The following is an 18,047-nucleotide window of genomic DNA, read 5'->3' as shown; positions in this document are numbered from 1 at the left end:
TCTCTACTTACCTATACGTTATTGGGAGGAAATGGTTTCGGGTTGAAAAGGAAATTCCTCTGGCTGCGATTTTTCAGCTACTTTTCGTCTATCGGAGTATATGCTTCTTGCCAGATACACGATGATGAAAATCATCAATAGGAAACTAATCACAAGTAACGTGCTTTTCAGGACAACGTTGACATGGATATCATCAGAACTTGCTAAGAAAAGGGATTCGGTCCAAGCGGGGAATATGGACGTTTGAATAAAGACAATTGCATTATGAACAATGTGAAGGAGAATTGGAACGAATAAACTTTTCGTCTTTAAATAGATGAGTGATGCAATAACACCAAAAAGAAAAGTAGCAAACAATTTTTCCCACTGCATATGCACAGACGCAAAAGCCAAACTTGAAATCAGAATGCCGAGCCACATATTTGTTTTCTTAATTAAACGGTTCAACAAGAGGCCACGAAAGACGAATTCTTCAGAAATGGGGGCGGTTAACGTCGACGTGATCATCATGAAAATTAACAAAAACGGACTTCCAGTCGGATGTAGAATGACAAAGGGATTCAAGGTGACTAAAGAATACTGTATATAAAGGTAGAACCAATAAGAAGTCAGTGAAAAGACATTGAAAATAAGGGCAATCCCTAGGATGGATAGAACCGAAATCTTCTCTCTGCCCTCAGAAACCACGGTATGTAAAGGTGTCTTCTGCTTATAAAAGTAATAGCCAAAAAACAACAAAGCCACTGTTTCAAACGTAACGAAATCTGAAATTAGGCGTTTGTGGATTTCAGGAAGGTCGTACATGGTTAAAATCCATTCCGCTACGACTGCAAAGACAATCATCAAGCCAACAAAAACACGTATTTTCATCTCTTTAAACATCTAGGTCCTCCTCGCAAGAATTAGCCTCATTGTATTCAGACGCATCCAAAATCTCTTCTAGTTGAAACCACATGGACAAACGTATTTTCAGGTAAAAGGATTTTGATAGATCGTCATTTGAGCGAACAGAAACCGCATAATAGTCATCGTCCTTCCCATATATAGTGGCTCTCAAATCATTCTCACACTGATAAGTTTCTTCTATATATGCTACTGACAAGGCCTTCGCCTTAGATTCATGAAGCAAATTGTACATACTGAAAATGAATCCCACTACAGAAATGGCAAGAAGTACGATTAAAATACGTTTTTTCACTTGGTCACCGTCCTAATCGTGAAATTTTAGAAAAATATGTATATGGATTATTCTACCATAATAGTACTAAATTTATTTCCGACACATTTGTCAGGCTTATTAGTTGTAATTATGTAAGGTACTTAACATACTGATAATGTAGACTACAAAACTAAAAAATTACGAAAAGAATGGAAGTGAAACGATGTTTTTGGCTTGGAATGAAATTAAAAAGAACAAACTGCGCTTTCTGTTGATCACAGGTGTTTTAATGCTTGTCTCCTATCTCGTCTTTTTCCTATCGGGATTGGCAAGCGGGCTTGAAAACTTGAATAGGGAAGCGGTGGATAAATGGCAAGGGGATGGCATTGTCCTGACAAGTGAGTCAGATAAAAGCATGCCGCAGTCATCCATGACGCTTGATCAACTGGATGATATTGAAGCAGATAATGTCGCTGTTCTTGGACAGTTGAATGCCATCGCGACTTCAGGAGACATCAAAGCGAATGTTGCCATCTTCGGCATCGAGAAAGACGAGTTCATCATGCCTGATGTCACGGAAGGTGAAGCGTTCAACGGTGAAAACGAAGTCATAGCAAGTGATTCATTAAAAGAAGAAGGCTTTCAAATAGGGGATGAACTGGAACTTTCTTCTACCGATGAAAAATTGACGATCGTCGGATTTACGGAAGATGCACGGTTCAATGCAGCTCCTGTACTATATGGTGAAATGGCCACTTTCCACCGTGTGAAATTCGGGGAAGCGGCGGAACAAAATGATGACCAGATCAATGGCGTTGTCCTGAGAACAAATGATTTGAAATCCGTTACGGACAATGAAGACTTAGAAACCATTGAAATGGAAGAATTCATTCAGAACTTGCCAGGTTATACGGAACAAAATTTAACGCTGTCATTCATGATTTACTTTTTATTCGTCATTTCATCTGTCATCGTGGCGATTTTCCTATATGTCCTGACGGTGCAAAAAATCAGTCTGTTCGGCGTTATGAAAGCACAGGGGATTTCAAATGGCTACCTGTCACGTTCCGTCATTGCACAAACATTCATCTTGGCAGCGGTTGGGGTTGCAGTAGGCTTTGGGCTGACGTTATTAACAGGTGCGTTCCTACCGGCAGCGGTTCCAGTATCCTTTGATATCCCGACAATGCTTCTCTATGGATTGGTTCTCATTGTCGTGGCGATTTTAGGCGCGGTATTCTCGGTCTTGACCATTGTGAAAATTGATCCATTGAAAGCGATAGGGGGTTAACTCATGGCGATTCTAGAATTGAAAAACGTGAAGAAAACGTTTGGCACGGGACATAAAAAAGTAGAAGCATTGAAAGAAACACAGTTCACAGCTGAAAAAGGAGAACTGATTGCCGTCATCGGACCGTCTGGATCGGGGAAAAGTACATTCCTGACCATCGCGGGTGGTTTACAGACGCCGAGTGAAGGCGATGTCATCATTAACGCAAACAATATCACCGATATGAGCGAGAAGAAACGCTCTAAAATCCGTCTGAAGGAAATTGGCTTCATTTTGCAAGCATCAAACCTAGTGCCTTTCCTGACAGTGAACAATCAAATGAAGCTGCTTGATAACGTTAAAAAAGGCAATATGACGAAACAAGAACTCGAGCAACTGTATGAAGACCTCGGGATCAGCGACTTGCGACACAAGTACCCGGCTGATTTATCAGGCGGGGAACGTCAACGCGTGGCGATTGCCAAAGCGCTTTATAGTAACCCATCGATTTTACTTGCAGACGAACCGACTGCTTCACTCGACTCGGACCGCGCTTATGAAGTGATGGAGCTGCTGCAAAGAGAAACGAAAAATAAAAACACGACCACCATCGTTGTTACACACGATACGCGTCTCATCAGTTACTGTGACAAGGTATACAAAATGGTCGATGGCGATATCAAGCTTGAAGCGAAACCGGTTGAAGAAGAAATTCATTAATTTATTAGATAACACGTAAATAAAACCATTCCCTGCACAGTAGTTGCTGTAAAGGGGATGGTTTTTTGATTTTAATTAATGGCTTGATACTTCATTACATACGGAAGAATGAGAGTAGAAATAATGCCGATCGAAACCATGCTTAAAATCGTGTAACCTGTAGAGATTTCCCATTGAGAAGCTAAAAAGAAACCAAGAAGGTAAATCGGTAAGACAACCATGATAGACGCGACAATTCTTGAAGTATACAGTACCCGATGTTCTGTGCCGCATTGGCTGCATTTGATGGGTTTATACAGATAGGTATTAGACTTATAAATTTTGCTCCAGCTGAATCGGTGGGTACAACGCTCACATTTTTGTATGCCCAAGTTGATCATTCCTTTTCAAGGTATTTACCGACGGATTCCTATTACTGATAAGATTCCAGGACAGTGCAAGTAAAATGGATAAGGAACAAAACAGTAGAAATGTATTAACGTTGAAGTACTGATTGTTGAGGTGAATGGACAACGACTGGAAAGATGTAATTTGATCAATATACACCCAATCCACGTAGCCATATTCTTTTTCATTCGCATTGGCAATGACCTGACGATAGGCCAGGAAAGCACTTCGTTGATACAGGATGCCGAGAATAAAATGAGCGATGTTCGCTGCGATTACTATAAGTTTAGTAGTGCGCGTGAGACGTAAGGCATCTATAATTCGTTTCCACAAGTACACCAAGAAGAAAAACAGCACTAGAAGTATCCCCATGAAAAGTATTGCTGGATTTCCATTTCCAGAGGTTGAGCCAGGAGATGGTGTGCCCAAATTCCCTAACCAAAAGAGAGCAGCGGTGACCACAAGAATGCTGGTGACCATGAATATTTTCTTTATCATTGTGTCCTTCACCTCTTTTCCTACTTATACGAAATTGGGAGGAAATGGTTTCGGAAAAACAAAAATTTAATAGGTTTAGCGGATTAAAAACAGGGTATAAACTTGATTGGGTAGAAAATACTAGGTCAATTGTCTGAAAATAGAAGATTAGACCTTTGTTAACAATGTTATTATATGGTTTATTTAAGAGGATATAAGTAAGTCAAAGTTCGTTATTAATTTTAAGGGGGATTAAAATGGTAACTACAATTTTGGATACGGAACTGAAGGCATACTTTCAAGAAAACAAGCAACAGTTCGAATGCAACTTAATTGAAGAAGCGGTGAATGTGAAAGATAAAATAAATGATATTTTAAGAGTCGGAGATATCGACCTCATCAACAATGCGCATCGGCTTGTTTTTTATGTGCTGGAAGGGCGCGAAACAGAACTTCAAGCGTTTGCAAGGCAAGAAGGAATCGCATGGGCTACGCATTCTTTGGCGGTATCTTTCAAACTAGAATGGGTACAAGCCATTCGCAGAACGATTTGGAAATTTGTTCGAGAATTTAATGAAGGTACACCCGATATATTAAAAGGTCATTTTTTCAATTTAGAGAAACGAATAAACACCCTGATTGACCAATTTTTGAACTCATTCTTTATTGACTACTCGTCTTATAAAGATCAGTTGTTAACTGCTCAAAAAGAACTGGTGCAGAACTTATCGGTACCGGTGATTCCAATCACTTCTACGATTTCTATTTTACCTTTGATTGGAGCGGTCGATTCTTTCCGCAATAGCATCCTAGAAGAAAAAGTATTAACGGAAGTTGGAAGACTGCGTATCCAAACATTAATTATGGACCTATCCGGTATTGCCGACATGGAGTCGGAAGTCATCGATCATTTAATGAAAACGATTGATGGTTCATCCATGATGGGCTGCCGCACCGTCATCACAGGATTACGAGCGGATGTCGTCAGAAAAATGCTGACACTCGGCATCAAATTCGATAAAGACACCAAAACATACGGTACATTACAACAAGCATTAAATATCTATTTAATTAATCCAGATAAGCAATAACCATATATCCAGTACCATATTTAGAACAATGCACGAGCTGAGCGAAGGAAACTTCGTTCGGCTTTTTTTTATAGGAAATGATTGGCTTTAAGCAAATGTTTTGGTTAAATCAAAGGAGGAGTATGAAAGAACGTTAAAGGGTGGGTAGGAATGAAGAGTTACATAGAGCGCATTCAATCCGGACCTAGTCGTTAACCAATGAGAACAAAATGAAAATGGACAAAATAACGTTGTGTTGATGGTAAACAAATCACTGGTTTTCCGTTTTCCAAAGTATGAAAAAGGAATCGAGCAATTAAATCGAGAGACGGCAATTTTGGAAGCAATACATAACCGATTGAAGTTGCCGACACCTTATCCACGGTATCAATCATTCGAACCAAGAGAAGTCGGCATGGTTTTTACAGGATACCATTTAATAGAAGGTACCCATTTGTGGAAGCAAGACTTCTTAAAAATCGAGAATGAAGAAACCGTGAGTCAACTTGCCGCACAACTCGTTTCATTTCTGGTGGAACTGCATGCCACACCACTTGAGTCGATTTCTGGACTGGGTCAGAAACAAGTGAAAACTCCACAAGAAGAAATCGGTGAATTGTTTAAGAACATTCAAACCAAGCTTTATCCGTTTATGCGAAAGGATGCACAGGACCAGGTATCGCATCGATTTGAATCGTTCTTAAACGATGATCTTCAAGTCATACCTACCTTAATCCATGGTGACTTCGGATGTTCGAACATTTTATGGAATCCACAAGAAAACCGAATTTCAGGCATTATTGATTTTGGTGGAGCGGGTATAGGCGACCCTGCCTATGATTTGGCCGGAATCCTTTCGAGCTATGGAGAAGACTTTTTCAATCGATGCATCGCTCTTTATCCAAATGGGAAAGAAATTGCACAACGAGTCCATTTCTATCGGAGTACGTTTGCTTTGCAAGAAGCCTTACACGGATTAGACAACAACGATGCCGAAGCATTTGAGAATGGAATACAGGCATATAGATAACACCAGGTGCATTAAAGAGAGGGTCCACATGATGAAAAAAATAATGGTCATTGGGATATCAGCTGGCGTTGGGAAGTCAACATTTGCACGAAAATTAGGTGAATCCTTGAATCTTCCCGTAGTCCATTTAGATAAGCTATTTTGGAAACCTAACTGGGTGGAAGCTTCCCTAGAGGAATTTACAAAAGCCCAACAGGAAATCGTCATTCAAGATCAATGGATTATCGAAGGGAACTACACCAATACATTTGACCTTCGAGCAGCACATGCCGATACTATGATCTACTTGGAACTGCCTCTACAAGTGTGTCTCTTCCGGGTCGTCAAGCGTTGGTTAATGAACCTCGGGAAAACGAGGCCAGATATGACAGCTGGCTGTGAAGAAAAACTCGATTGGGCATTCATTAAATTTATCATCACAACCTACTATCCAAGAAAGCAAAAAATGAATGATCGTCTTCAAAACTTCCTGAAAACAGGCCCTGCCAAACAAGTCATTACGTTGAAGAGTAAAAAAGAAATTCAAGCGTATTTGGAGAACGTAAAGAAGTAGAACTTCAAGGGCGTTTTGGTAAACGAAACAATGGTCACTCACTTTACAAAAAAGAAGCAGCTGAAGATACAATTTCAGCTGCTCTTTGTTGTTCTTAACCAGAAAAGAACTCCTTTGAAAACCGAAATCAGTGAATTCCATGATAAAGGTTCTTCTGAAAGGGGTATTAGAATATCCTTTAATGATAAGACTGAATATTCAATCAGTATTGAGCGAAGCTGAAACGTTTCACATAACCGATGGAAAGGGAGTGGAGAACGATGGAATGGTCCTACTGGAAAGTCATCATGAGATACGGCCACGTTGGCTTACGGAAAGAAGTAAGTGTAGCCAGACACTTAATCAAACCTGCAGATTTCACCTTACTCGATGTCATGACAGATGCGCAGCACATGCCAGGAGTAAAAGCGAAGGGCATTTTATCGGCAAGACGCATCACACAGGAAGACTATCTAGTTGGAAGTCGTGAAGAAGCCGAGAACTTTTATTTGCAGAAGTTGAAAACGTTTAGTCAAATGAGCAGTTGAGGATAGGGGGTATGTTTCCGGGTTGCTATGGACAGCACTCGGATGCACCATAATCGCATGAATGAAAGAGGGATGAATGAAGTGACCTGGTCACTTCATTCGTCCCTCTTTTTCTTATCGGAAATCCAGCGGCTGGGGTCCGTCCTTCTCAACTCTTTAACCTTTATTCGACTAGTATTTTGGTTTTGGTGGACGAAAGAATAGATACTTTCTTTATAAAGAGGAAGCAACCGAAGATGCAATTTCGGCAACTCACTGCTTTCATTATCTTTTATGTATAATGACTATTCTTGAGAAAGCTAACCTATTGAAGGTATGCTAGGATAAAGTTAATTAGATTTTCCAGTAGAGTGGGGTGAAAAAGTTGAGTCAAGGATGGCAATTAAAAGAAGGGGCAGGCCAATATCATGTCGTCTCAGAAGATCAAATTTGGACAGCAATAATGAAAGTACTTTCTCCACAAGCGAAGAAGACGACTTCCTACAAGTTTGCGTTGCTTAGGGCTATCATTGAAAATCTATACAAGTCGAATGGAGATTTGGAAATCCACTTTAATATGCTCGCACAATCGTTTGCGAAGCTCTATTGGAATTTGGTGGTGCGAAACGGTTATACACAAGGTCCCCGCACCCAAATTGAAAAAGAATTACTGCTGTTTAAGGAAGTGCAATCGATTCCCGATGGCGTAACCTTCGACTCGATTCCAGAAGAAGTCAAAGGGGTGCTTGTAAAAGCCATTGAAAGAAATATAATTCATAAAGATGTAGTGGGAGCACTTTTTGCAGATACAGATGGAATCCTGTATGGGTTTGTGAAAAAAGAACGCAAAGTAAAGCTGACCCCTTCAGGATATGGATTTCTTTTAAAGTACCAAACAACGGTTTTCAAATTGGTGAATTATGAACTCGCGAAGTTTCTTCAGAAGAAAAATTCGCTTGTGACGCATGGGATATTGCTGGAGGAAATCGAAAACATTACACAACGAGAGTCACTGCTCCAGTTCCAACAATTGCTGGTAGAGAATTCAGGGAGTAGCTGCTTTTATACCGGAAGATCTTTAGACATAGGGAAAAAATCAATCGCAGTGGATCACTTTGTCCCATGGAGCTTTGTCCATTCAGATGAGTTGTGGAACTTCGTCTTGACTACGGGAGCACTTAACTCAAGCAAAGGCAGTAAATTACCAGCTGAGCGATACTTGGAGAAAATCGATGAACGCAACCGTCTATTCCAGCAAGTAGGAGACGTGTATGTGAAGCAGTACATGGAGAGCTATGACTTTATCCACTTTGTGAAACTATACAAATATGCTGAGTTAAATGGTTTTGAAAAAGGGTGGGCGCCGGTAAGTTAAATTCAGAATGGTTCCTAGAGAAGGCTTTTACAGTTTCCAATCGAATAAGTTAATACTGAGTAAATACCAATTTGTGGAATTTTATGAGTTTGGTCTGTCTATTTATGATAAAATTGTATTAATTGTAAAATGGAATGTGTTTTTCACTAAAATTATCACTGTTTAAATCTTTTCAGACCAACGAAATTATTAGAAATAAGGTGAGATATATGAAAGAAAGTAAAAGAAGAGAATTAGAACTATTACATAAACTTTGCAAGGAACAAAATATTTCGACTGCTCTTGCACAGGAATTAATTACTTCAAGTAATAAATTTTCTTATGAAAATGTAAATCAAAGTACAAGAATTAAAGAGTATCAAGAATTAATAAACTACCATACTAAACTTAAGTAGGTGATAAACAATGTTATTAAAAAAATTAGTATTTGATAATTATAAAACCTACTATGGCATTCAAGAAATTGATCTTTTTATTCCGAAAAATATTAGAGATGAAAAAGGTCAAAATATTATTTTAGTAGGTGGCCTGAACGGGGCTGGCAAAACAACAATTCTTAAAGCAATTCTATATGTTCTTTTTGGTAAAAGAGGCATGAGTGAAACCGAACATAAAAGATTGTTCTCCAATGTAATAAATAACACATTCTTCGAGGAAGGAGGTCTGGAATGCTCGCTCTCTTTAGTCTTGGAAACAGATTCTGGAGAAGAATGGAATTTAAAAGCAAAATGGTTTTTTGATAAATATAAAAGAGTTACACATGAGGAAAGAAACCTAGAAGTAAAAAAACCAGGGTCTAGTTTATCTAAAAAGGCAAGAATAGATAACATTGAAGTATACAATAAATTTATTGACCGAATAATTCCTTATCATGCAGCTCCATTTTTTATTTTTGATGGAGAAGAAATTAAGGACATCATATTAAGGCAAAATAGTCATGAAATGAAAGAAGCAATTCATAAAATTACTGGCATGGAAGCATATAAGCAACTATTATCTGATTTACAATTTTACAAAAACTCCGTTGAGAGTAAGATTGCAAAATCAGTTAGTGTTGTTAAATTGAAGAATATTAAGAATGATTTAGAAATTATAGATCAAGAAATAAATAATTTAGAAGTTAAAAGGGACAAATATCTTGCAGAGATTCGAAATTTTGATAAGTTAATTAATGCAACAAAAGAAGCACGTAATGCAAAAATGTCACGAAATTCAAAATCTCGTGAAGTGATTGTTAAAAAACAATCAAGAGTTGAAACAGAACTTAAAATCAAACAAGATGAGTTGGAAAATTATTTACAAAAATATACAATAAATATAATATTAAGAGAAAAAATATACAAACTTAAAAAACAATTAAAACTCGAAAATGAAATAAACCATAGAAGGATCCTTCAAAATGCTTCATTAACACCATATCGTAATTTCATTAGTCAGCTGCTTAATAAAAATATTGACCCTGCATTAACAAAAGAACAAGTAATTCAAATTCAAGAACTTGGAGAAGAAATATGGATAAAAGAAAATTCAATTCAAAATAATGTTTCTTCTGATTATATTGAAATTCATGATATATCAAATAATGACTATAATCATCTTGCTAATATTCCCATTAAAGATGAAATTCAAGTCACTAAATATATTAATGAAATTGAAAAATTACAACAGAGTCTTAATTCTCTAGAATTAGAAATTCGAAGCGCACCAGAATCAGTAGATTTAGATGAAGAAAATAATAAAATTGATTTGCTCACAAAAAAACTGGGTGAAATTGATTTGAGGTATAAATCTATTATGAAGAAATTAAGTTTAAAGATTGAAGAAAGAACCAATCTTAAAAATCAAGTTTCGCGATTAGCTGATCAAGATGGCAGTTTAGAAGATCTTCAAAAAACAAAAGAAGATATGGGCAAAATTATAAATACTTTGGAACAATATGTTGCTGAAGTTACTACTATGAAAGCGACATTAATAAAAGAAGAATTTTCTAAGATGCTACAAAAATTGTTTAGAAAACAAGATGAATTTGGAAATATCGAATTTGATATTAAAACTTATTCTATACGTCTTTATAATGATAAAATGCAGGAAATTAGTATAGAAGAGCGATCTGCAGGGGAAATGCAAATGATTTCTTCTGCTTTAATTTGGGCTCTTACAAAGGCTTCTGATTTGTCTCTGCCAATTGTTATTGATACTCCTTTAGGAAGACTTGATAGTTATCATAGAAATCACTTGATAAATTATTATTATAAAGAACTAAGTGAACAAGTAATTATTTTATCAACAGATACAGAAATTACAAAAGAGTACATCAAAGTGATGGAAGAACATTCTTATAAACAATATATGTTGGATTACAATGAAACAAAAAAATATACTATTATTAGAGACGGTTATTTCGATTTTATAAAAGGGTGAATTTATGTCTAATCGCAGAATGAACTTATCAGAAGAGGGTAAGAAAATACTTGATTTGATAGTTGAGATTTTAGAAGTAGAACGACCAATGGCTGTCAAGGTAGCTCTTGCAAAAGGTATTTCAGTTTCAAATGGACCAGTATTAGAGACGTTTTCTAATTCTAAAAACAAATGGACAATTCCAGATAATATAATAAAAGACAAGGAATATTTGTTATTTAAGCATCTTATTTTAAACGAGGTCCAAAAGCCTTTAGATGAAGAACACTTGCATCAACATATGTTGTTATTTATTGAAAAAGGATTACACACACTTAAACACGAATATGAAGGAAAAACTTCTCTGGAAGACTTCCGCTTAAGTATTTTATAAAAAAATTCCCACCAAATTGGTGGGAATTTTTTTATTATATTCTCTCAGAAAGAGGAATTATGTTTACAACCGTTACCGTGGGGTTGGATAATTCACCATTGTCTTGAAGAATTGGTCCATGAACGATACACTGGCCTTTTCTTAAAGAGCTCAATTTATTTTCCCAGTGTTTTTTTTCTTGAGCATCTTTAGTTAAACTAGAAGCTATATTTGATAGCTCTTGTTCTGGTGGTGAAAAATAAACCTTTTGAGATGAATTTTGTAACCTAGCCAGTTCATCAATATCTAATTGTGATTTTAGAAATTGTGTTGCATACCAAGCAGACCAACCAAATTTTCTACCCTCTGTTAATACTCTCGCGGAAGGAGACTTTTCTGTATGGTCTAAATTCTGTGCTTCATCCATAATAACTGGAATTGGTTCGTTTTTATTACCAAATCTTACAGAATAATTCCATAAATCCCATAGGATAAATTCAGTAATTATTAATTGTACATCTCTTGGAAAACCAGTTAATTGAATAATATAGATTTCGCCATTACTCTCAATATGTTTCTTCCAGTCTATCCCGTTATCTAGACTGAAGGGATTCCGATCGATTAATGGTCTTATTTGAGAAAGAGCAGTTTTAGCATAACTAGAACCATCCTCCTCGAGAAGTTGCTTCAACTTCACTAAATTTAAATTACTATTATATAATTCTAATCCTTTAGAAACAGCCTCATAGATCGCGTTAAGCTGTTGGATGCCTAATGTTTTATAGACAGCAGAAAATACGCTTTTTATGCGTTCTGCTACATCTGTATTGGATTCAGGTAATTGTATACCGCCAATGTCACGTATATTTCTTTGAAAAGGATTTATCGGTAACTTTTCGCTGTATACAATTTTTTGATTTATTTTGTCCCCTAAATATTCTACGAATTCTGGTTCTAACTGATTAGGTAAGAATCCTTCGGTATAATCGATCACAATACTTGGGATACCCAATTTTGACTTTTCCAAAAGTAAACATTGCATGAAGTATGTTTTTCCTTGCCCTGATTTTCCAGAAATCAATAAATGTCTATTAGCTAATCCATTATTTCCATATTCCCAGAATATTTCTCTACTAGAGTTTTCAGCTCGGCCAATTTTAATTCGTAACTTTTCAAGTGGAATAGAGTCCGTTTTTTCATCGTTCACTGGAACTATAATAGGATCTTCCTTTTCGATGGAATTACCCATACTTTCTTTATCGGGAGAATCATTATCTAAACCTTCAGAGACCTCAATTTCAATCAGAGTATCATCAATGCTAGGAGACTCTACTGGCATTTTGTCTGAAACATTTGTGTCGGTATTCAGAATATACATTCCTTTTTCTACAGATGTAGTTAGTGGCACACTTATTGTTTTTATTGCTGGAGAGATTGTCCCTACTTTATATATGTTAGACAGCATTTCTTCCTTAATAAAATCATTTTGTTCTTCATGCATCCATGTTCTCATCTGTTTTATTGATGCTATTAAGCCTTCATATCCATCTTTTTCTGTAAGGTTTAACAATAAAACTTCATCCTCTAATAGAGCACTTCGATGATAAGCATCCTTTTGGAAAGATAAGATTGCGCCATCACCGATATATTTAGATAGACTGTTTGAAACAATATAGTCATCTTTCAATAATTTTTCAATGACTACATCAGAGAGTGAATAATTTTTTTCAATCCAGAAGTCACTCTGCTCGAGTTTTTTTGCATTGGAGATGACCAGTTGAGCGAAGAAATTACGATAAAATCTCCCAGAAAAAGTTTCTCCCATTTCTCCCGTTAATGCATCAATGAAAATATTCTTAGTGTTTTTAACTTGTGATCTTGCTTTATTTAAGACTTCACCTTTATTTAAACCGATTTTAACTTCAATAGGATAGAAGTGAAGAGCGATTTGCCCATTATTAATTTCTAAACCGATTAATAGCAAGTCGTCGCTTTTGCTTCCTTTCATTTGAAGGTTTTTTGCAGTAAAAACACCTTCACTTTTGCTTAATCCTACCACACCGGCTACACGCAGAACTTCTTCAAGAGAGATGGGAATCCATAAGATGTTAGGATGATCAAAATAAGAAACAGAATATTTTATAGCAGATATTATACTTAATTTTTCTCTATCAAAATGTCCCTTGCTTCCAATGATTCTTAATAACCATTCACCATTAAAAGTATTAAAGGCTTTGATTGTATTAAGAACATTTTCGTCGGTTCCTTCTACATTCTTTTGAATAAGAAACTCTTTGATTACAGCATAATATTGTTGAGATTTATCCGTCACTGTAATGGCATCAAAACGACTTGACGAAGAATATTGATCACTATAATGAATTACAACTAAATTACCATTGTATTTATTAAAGAATTCTAAATCCACAGATGGGTCAACAAACGTTACCCAATAAGAAGATTTGAAAATCTTTTCTAAAGTCACTTCATCTGCCGTAGTAATACGAGATAAAATGGCTTCCCCTTTTCTGTAGCTATCATTCCCACCATTCCGCAAATTTGCTGCCAATTCATTAAAATAGTAAGCTACAGTAGTTAGGTAGTTAAGATCTTCTATGCTATTACTATAACCTTTAGTTCCGAAACCGCTCTTGTAAGTTTCCTCGTCTCTCATAGAAGGGACACTAGAATAAAGGCCTTCGATTGCTAAACCGGTATTCATATCGTTAATAGGTTGAACAGCATGATGTTCTTGGGCATGCATTTTATAAAAAGAAATATGTGCATATCTAAAGTCTGAGCTTGGCTCTTGGCTATAAAAGAAAAGTTTTTCTCTTATTATTCTTAGTACATCATCTGAATCCATGTCCTTAATCTTGTTTAACCTTAATTGGAATAATTCCTCAAATTGTTCAACTGTATCTGTACGGGCATAAATTTCAAAAGCGCTTTCTACATTCTCATCTTTGTATAAAGTTACTTCTATTGGTTTTAAATTTTCGGCACCATTTTTTTTAATCTCCTCTAACATCCATTGTAAAATCCCTCTTACAACCTCTATATCATTCGAAATGTTTATAACATTAAGTTGAAGAGGGGCCTGAGATAGTTGAATAAATAAGTAAGAGAAATGTTCTTTGAACTGTGATATTTTATCACTAACTACTTTAGCTAGATATTGATTAGCATCAGATACAGAAATTTGATTCACTGGTTTAAAAGTTAACCACTCCATGACCGCTTGCTGATGTTCGGGTTTAAAAAGTGTTTTTTCGTCATATAAAAATGGAACGAGTGAATCAGGGGTAATACGGCTTAAAATACTGTTTTCAATTTCCTCTGTATTCAACAATTCATAAACTTTTAATTTAAATGCGAGCATAATTGGGTGTAGTGGAGTAAAATACAAAGTTTCATTAGAAACAATTGTTCCTAATTTAAATATATCTCTTCCTTTTGATCCAGCTGGAGATCCATCTTTAAAAGTACTTATTTCATTTTGATATTCGTTTATATACTCTTGAGCACGGGCTTTTAAATCCGCCGTTATTGTGCATAAACTAGGGATGGTATTACTGATTTTAAAGTAAGTTATTAGACGACTATACGCCTCGCGTAAATTATCACTTAAATTAATATTTTGTGAGATGAGCTGACCTGACTCGAATTTTGCATGTTTTAGACCTTTCTCGATCCAGTAACTCTCCCACTCAAAAAATTCACGGTATTCTGAATGAAAATAGAACTCTCTGTTTTCAAGTATTAATCGGTTATTCTCTTTAATCCATTGAATATCTTGGCCAGATTCTCGTATCAATTTCCATAATCGATGACCGGTTATTGGCAGAGATTCCGGTAACTCATTTTTAAAAATAATAGGGATGCTTACTTGATCAAAATCAATTGTAATTTTTAATTCATCGTCATCATTATAAGCTTCTGGTAGAGGAACAATAGTAAGTCTTTCGTCTTGCGATACGGCAGTGCGTTGATTATTTTCTTTAATCTCTATTTTTTTACTGACTAAACCATTGCCAAAATGCAACTCTTCGTCTTCATATTGAATTTGTATGTGACCATTATCTGCATCGATTAAATAACTTGATTTATATTCATCCAAATATATAGGGTCAATAGGTAAAACCGCAATAGAAAACTCTGCTCCTAAAGCTGCTTTATTATCATGCTTATATGAGAACCGTACGAAAGTTGGTTTGTAAGGTTCAGTTTTAATCTTTGCAGTTAAATTTGTCAACATAACCTTAACGTTTAAATCTGCAGTAAAATGTCTGGGAATTTTAAGATATTGGGAAGATAGGCTTTTTGAACTTCCTACTAAACTGAAACCCATTTGAAGATCTACTTCTTTTTTGCCATCTGGGTTAAAAATAACGATATTTCTTTTTCTTTTTCCGTTAGCTTTTTCACTTAAAGGTTTGTTCCAGAGAATTAATTTATCCAAAACCTTAAGGGAGTTTAAATCGATTTTTGTCTTTTTATTTAAGTTAATAAAATCACTGTGATGTTTAAATACTTTAGGAAATTCCATCTCCATCCAGTTTTCTGCAATTAATTCATTTGCACCTGTTGGACTGAATCGATTTTCTAATTCTTCCTTATCTAATCCAAAGTTATGAACTTTTTTCACAAAATCAAATAAGTCTCTGTTTTCCTCAATTCGTTTCTTTTGTTCTTTACCGTTAAAGGTACTTAAATCAGGATCTTTAAAGAGACCGAATTTGTAGTATTCTTTATCACTAATTCTGCCTTTATTTAACGTAGAAAATATATCTTCAAAATCGAACAAGTTTATCTTAAGAAAAACTTGTTCTTTAAGGAGACTATCTAAATTATCCAATAAAATAATTTGATCTGTTTTTTCAAGAGTGCTATTTTCTATCTTGTTTTTTAAACTTACGAAAAGAGAGTTAGGATGTAGAGGCATGCCCTCTTTTTGCAAATCACTGCTACCTCCTTGAATTGAATCTAGTTGTTCCGAAACTATACTAATTAGTGCAGTATCTTTCCAAATGCCTTTCTGCTCACCTACTAAATTTCTTAACGTTACTAAGAAATCCGGTTTTACAACTTCAGAAGTATTAGCCACAACTAAATTCACTTCACCAAGTGGGAGTGAGAAAGTATAGTATTCATCACCAAGTTCATGCTTATAAATAAAAATTTGCGAATCATTTTCTTTCATTCCATTAACTAGTTTTTCCACATCAGAATCATTATCCAATTGAAGATAATATCTATCTCCAGATTTTATACCCTCTCGAGTAAAATGTTCAATTATTAATGTGGATATATATTTAAAGAATTGGTTTGACATACTGAGCATCACCACTATCGCTTTTTTTGTCTAGAATGTTTAACTTATCCAATAAAGTTATGATTTCTTTTTTAGAATATCTATCTAACGCTATTCCTCTTTTACGAAATTCTAGGAATAGATCATTAAGGGGAATCCGTTTGTTTTTCACGGATATTGCTGTTAAAAGAAGAAGGAAATCATGTTTAATATTAAAGACTTGCCCTGTACTTCCTCGACTTTTTATAAATTGACCTGAGCCTAAATCTTCTAAATTTTTCCCGTATTTATCAATAACTTCACTGCTCATACCTTCTCTTAAGCATTGAAATAAAGCTTTAAAGGCAGCAGCTAAATCTTCAGGTTCTTTTTTAGGTTCAATGTTTTTAAGTCTGGAATACTCAACAATCCATCGCTTTAATTCATTTAAATAATCTTTTTCATATTCATGTCCCATCGCTTGAATCTTTTGTTGTAATTCGTAATATGGAATAAAAGATCTCTTTCCTTCTGAATTCGGTGGATTAAGAGAATTGTGGTTGAGATGAGAGATCGTGTGAATGTGAGGAAAAAGGTTTATAGCTTTTTCTTTTATATACCTTAGTCCCTCAAGTTCACCCGCAGCCTTTCTTCTTTTACTCACACTTTCCCATTCAAGTGTGAAATATAATGGATGTACTTCGTCAAAAGTACTATCAGTAAATCGCTCAAAATTAAAGACTAACTGGCACGCGTACATGAAAACATAATAATGAGTCAATAAAGGGAAAGACGTTAAAAAATAATCTTTATACTGAGAAAGATAAATTATATCTTCTTGATATAGACTTGTAAGAGGTTCAAATAAAGCTTGATATTGTTCCTTTTTTTCCTGCTTTACTTCTTTTAATACGTCCATCTTGTTTAAAATCAATTCAGTAAGAATATCATCGGTTTCTTTACTTTTGAAAATATTCTTAATTTCCCTATTGCCTCTGACTAAAACGTCATTCATAAAATGAGAGTACTTCCCAAATTCATTTAAATTAGAATCAATCTTTATAAAATTAAACAAAAATGGATGTATCGGTTTGATCTCTTCTTGGTTAAATAAGTAGTGATCCATAAATCGAATAAAGTCATGTTTATCGTCGTCATGATTAAATTCGACACTACTGGCAATATGTTCACTTAACTCGTTTTCTTCTTGAGAGGAATAAAAATCATCATTTCTCTTTAATGATTTTTCATCAAGTTTAACCTCACAGATATTTCTAATATATTCACCAAGGACTTTGTTAAATTGCCCCTTTATTTTCCTAGTTCTTTTTGATAAAAAGGGCAACACATCTAATACTTCACCAGTTTCATGATTTCCTTTACTAAGAAGATTATTTAACTTTTCTAGATCCAGAGTAGTTTGCACCACTAATT

General features: G+C 35.3%; 15 protein-coding genes and 1 pseudogene. 11 read left to right on the top strand and 5 right to left on the bottom strand.

The window, feature by feature from the left end; genetic code table 11:
- Positions 1-18: 18 nt before the first annotated feature.
- The gene (locus M9R32_RS14115) at positions 19-882 is read right to left on the bottom strand and encodes a CPBP family intramembrane glutamic endopeptidase (protein WP_269927391.1); all 864 of its coding nucleotides are present in this window, start codon (positions 880-882) and stop codon (positions 19-21) included.
- Complete coding sequence (locus M9R32_RS14110; RefSeq protein ID WP_269927390.1) at positions 875-1,198, bottom strand: hypothetical protein; 324 nt, start codon at positions 1,196-1,198, stop codon at positions 875-877. Before M9R32_RS14110 ends, M9R32_RS14115 begins: the two co-directional genes overlap by 8 nt.
- 184 nt (positions 1,199-1,382) lie before the next feature.
- Here M9R32_RS14110 and M9R32_RS14105 point away from each other — a divergent pair, with 184 nt between their 5' ends.
- Both M9R32_RS14105 and M9R32_RS14100 read left to right on the top strand, forming a co-directional pair.
- Entirely contained in the window at positions 1,383-2,450 is a 1,068-nt protein-coding gene (locus tag M9R32_RS14105) for an ABC transporter permease (protein WP_269927389.1), read from the top strand.
- Between the two features lie 3 nt (positions 2,451-2,453).
- The gene (locus tag M9R32_RS14100) at positions 2,454-3,149 is read left to right on the top strand and encodes an ABC transporter ATP-binding protein (protein ID WP_269927388.1); all 696 of its coding nucleotides are present in this window, start codon (positions 2,454-2,456) and stop codon (positions 3,147-3,149) included.
- Between the two features lie 71 nt (positions 3,150-3,220).
- Here M9R32_RS14100 and M9R32_RS14095 read toward each other — a convergent pair whose 3' ends face one another.
- Positions 3,221-3,520, bottom strand: coding sequence for a TIGR04104 family putative zinc finger protein (locus M9R32_RS14095; RefSeq protein WP_269927387.1), 300 nt, complete (start codon positions 3,518-3,520; stop codon positions 3,221-3,223).
- Between the two features lie 386 nt (positions 3,521-3,906).
- On the opposite strand from M9R32_RS14095, the gene M9R32_RS14090 reads away from it, so the two are divergent.
- The 9 genes and pseudogenes from M9R32_RS14090 to M9R32_RS14050 all read left to right on the top strand — a co-directional run bounded on the left by M9R32_RS14090 (position 3,907) and on the right by M9R32_RS14050 (position 11,341).
- Positions 3,907-4,104: a hypothetical protein gene (locus tag M9R32_RS14090; protein WP_269927386.1), complete on the top strand. Its 198-nt coding sequence runs from the start codon at positions 3,907-3,909 to the stop codon at positions 4,102-4,104.
- 166 nt (positions 4,105-4,270) lie between these two features.
- Positions 4,271-5,104 carry an STAS domain-containing protein gene (locus M9R32_RS14085; protein WP_269927385.1) on the top strand — a complete coding sequence of 278 codons (834 nt, stop codon included), beginning with the start codon at positions 4,271-4,273 and terminating at the stop codon, positions 5,102-5,104.
- A gap of 220 nt (positions 5,105-5,324) precedes the next feature.
- Positions 5,325-6,113: pseudogene (locus tag M9R32_RS14080) on the top strand (phosphotransferase family protein); the annotation flags it as partial.
- A gap of 31 nt (positions 6,114-6,144) precedes the next feature.
- Positions 6,145-6,666: a P-loop NTPase family protein gene (locus M9R32_RS14075; protein WP_269927423.1), complete on the top strand. Its 522-nt coding sequence runs from the start codon at positions 6,145-6,147 to the stop codon at positions 6,664-6,666.
- Between the two features lie 260 nt (positions 6,667-6,926).
- Complete coding sequence (locus M9R32_RS14070) at positions 6,927-7,193, top strand: hypothetical protein (protein ID WP_269927383.1); 267 nt, start codon at positions 6,927-6,929, stop codon at positions 7,191-7,193.
- Positions 7,194-7,557: 364 nt separating this feature from the next.
- Positions 7,558-8,547, top strand: coding sequence for an HNH endonuclease domain-containing protein (locus M9R32_RS14065; protein WP_269927382.1), 990 nt, complete (start codon positions 7,558-7,560; stop codon positions 8,545-8,547).
- 209 nt (positions 8,548-8,756) lie between these two features.
- Complete coding sequence (locus M9R32_RS14060; protein ID WP_269927381.1) at positions 8,757-8,942, top strand: DNA modification system-associated small protein; 186 nt, start codon at positions 8,757-8,759, stop codon at positions 8,940-8,942.
- Between the two features lie 10 nt (positions 8,943-8,952).
- The gene (dndD, locus tag M9R32_RS14055; RefSeq protein WP_269927380.1) at positions 8,953-10,968 is read left to right on the top strand and encodes a DNA sulfur modification protein DndD; all 2,016 of its coding nucleotides are present in this window, start codon (positions 8,953-8,955) and stop codon (positions 10,966-10,968) included.
- A gap of 4 nt (positions 10,969-10,972) precedes the next feature.
- Positions 10,973-11,341 carry a hypothetical protein gene (locus M9R32_RS14050; protein WP_269927379.1) on the top strand — a complete coding sequence of 123 codons (369 nt, stop codon included), beginning with the start codon at positions 10,973-10,975 and terminating at the stop codon, positions 11,339-11,341.
- Positions 11,342-11,375: 34 nt separating this feature from the next.
- Here the strand turns inward: M9R32_RS14050 and dptH are convergent, their stop codons facing one another.
- Together dptH and dptG are read right to left on the bottom strand one after the other, a co-directional pair.
- Positions 11,376-16,655: a DNA phosphorothioation-dependent restriction protein DptH gene (gene dptH, locus M9R32_RS14045; RefSeq protein WP_269927378.1), complete on the bottom strand. Its 5,280-nt coding sequence runs from the start codon at positions 16,653-16,655 to the stop codon at positions 11,376-11,378.
- Positions 16,636-18,042 carry a DNA phosphorothioation-dependent restriction protein DptG gene (gene dptG / locus M9R32_RS14040; protein ID WP_269927377.1) on the bottom strand — a complete coding sequence of 469 codons (1,407 nt, stop codon included), beginning with the start codon at positions 18,040-18,042 and terminating at the stop codon, positions 16,636-16,638. Before dptG ends, dptH begins: the two co-directional genes overlap by 20 nt.
- Positions 18,043-18,047 lie beyond the last annotated feature (5 nt).

It is taken from the genome of Paenisporosarcina quisquiliarum (genome assembly GCF_027563315.1).
GTDB classification, from domain to species: Bacteria; Bacillota; Bacilli; order Bacillales_A; family Planococcaceae; genus Paenisporosarcina; species Paenisporosarcina quisquiliarum.
Note: the sequence above shows the minus strand (reverse complement) of the source record. Positions and strands in the feature narration are given on the sequence as shown.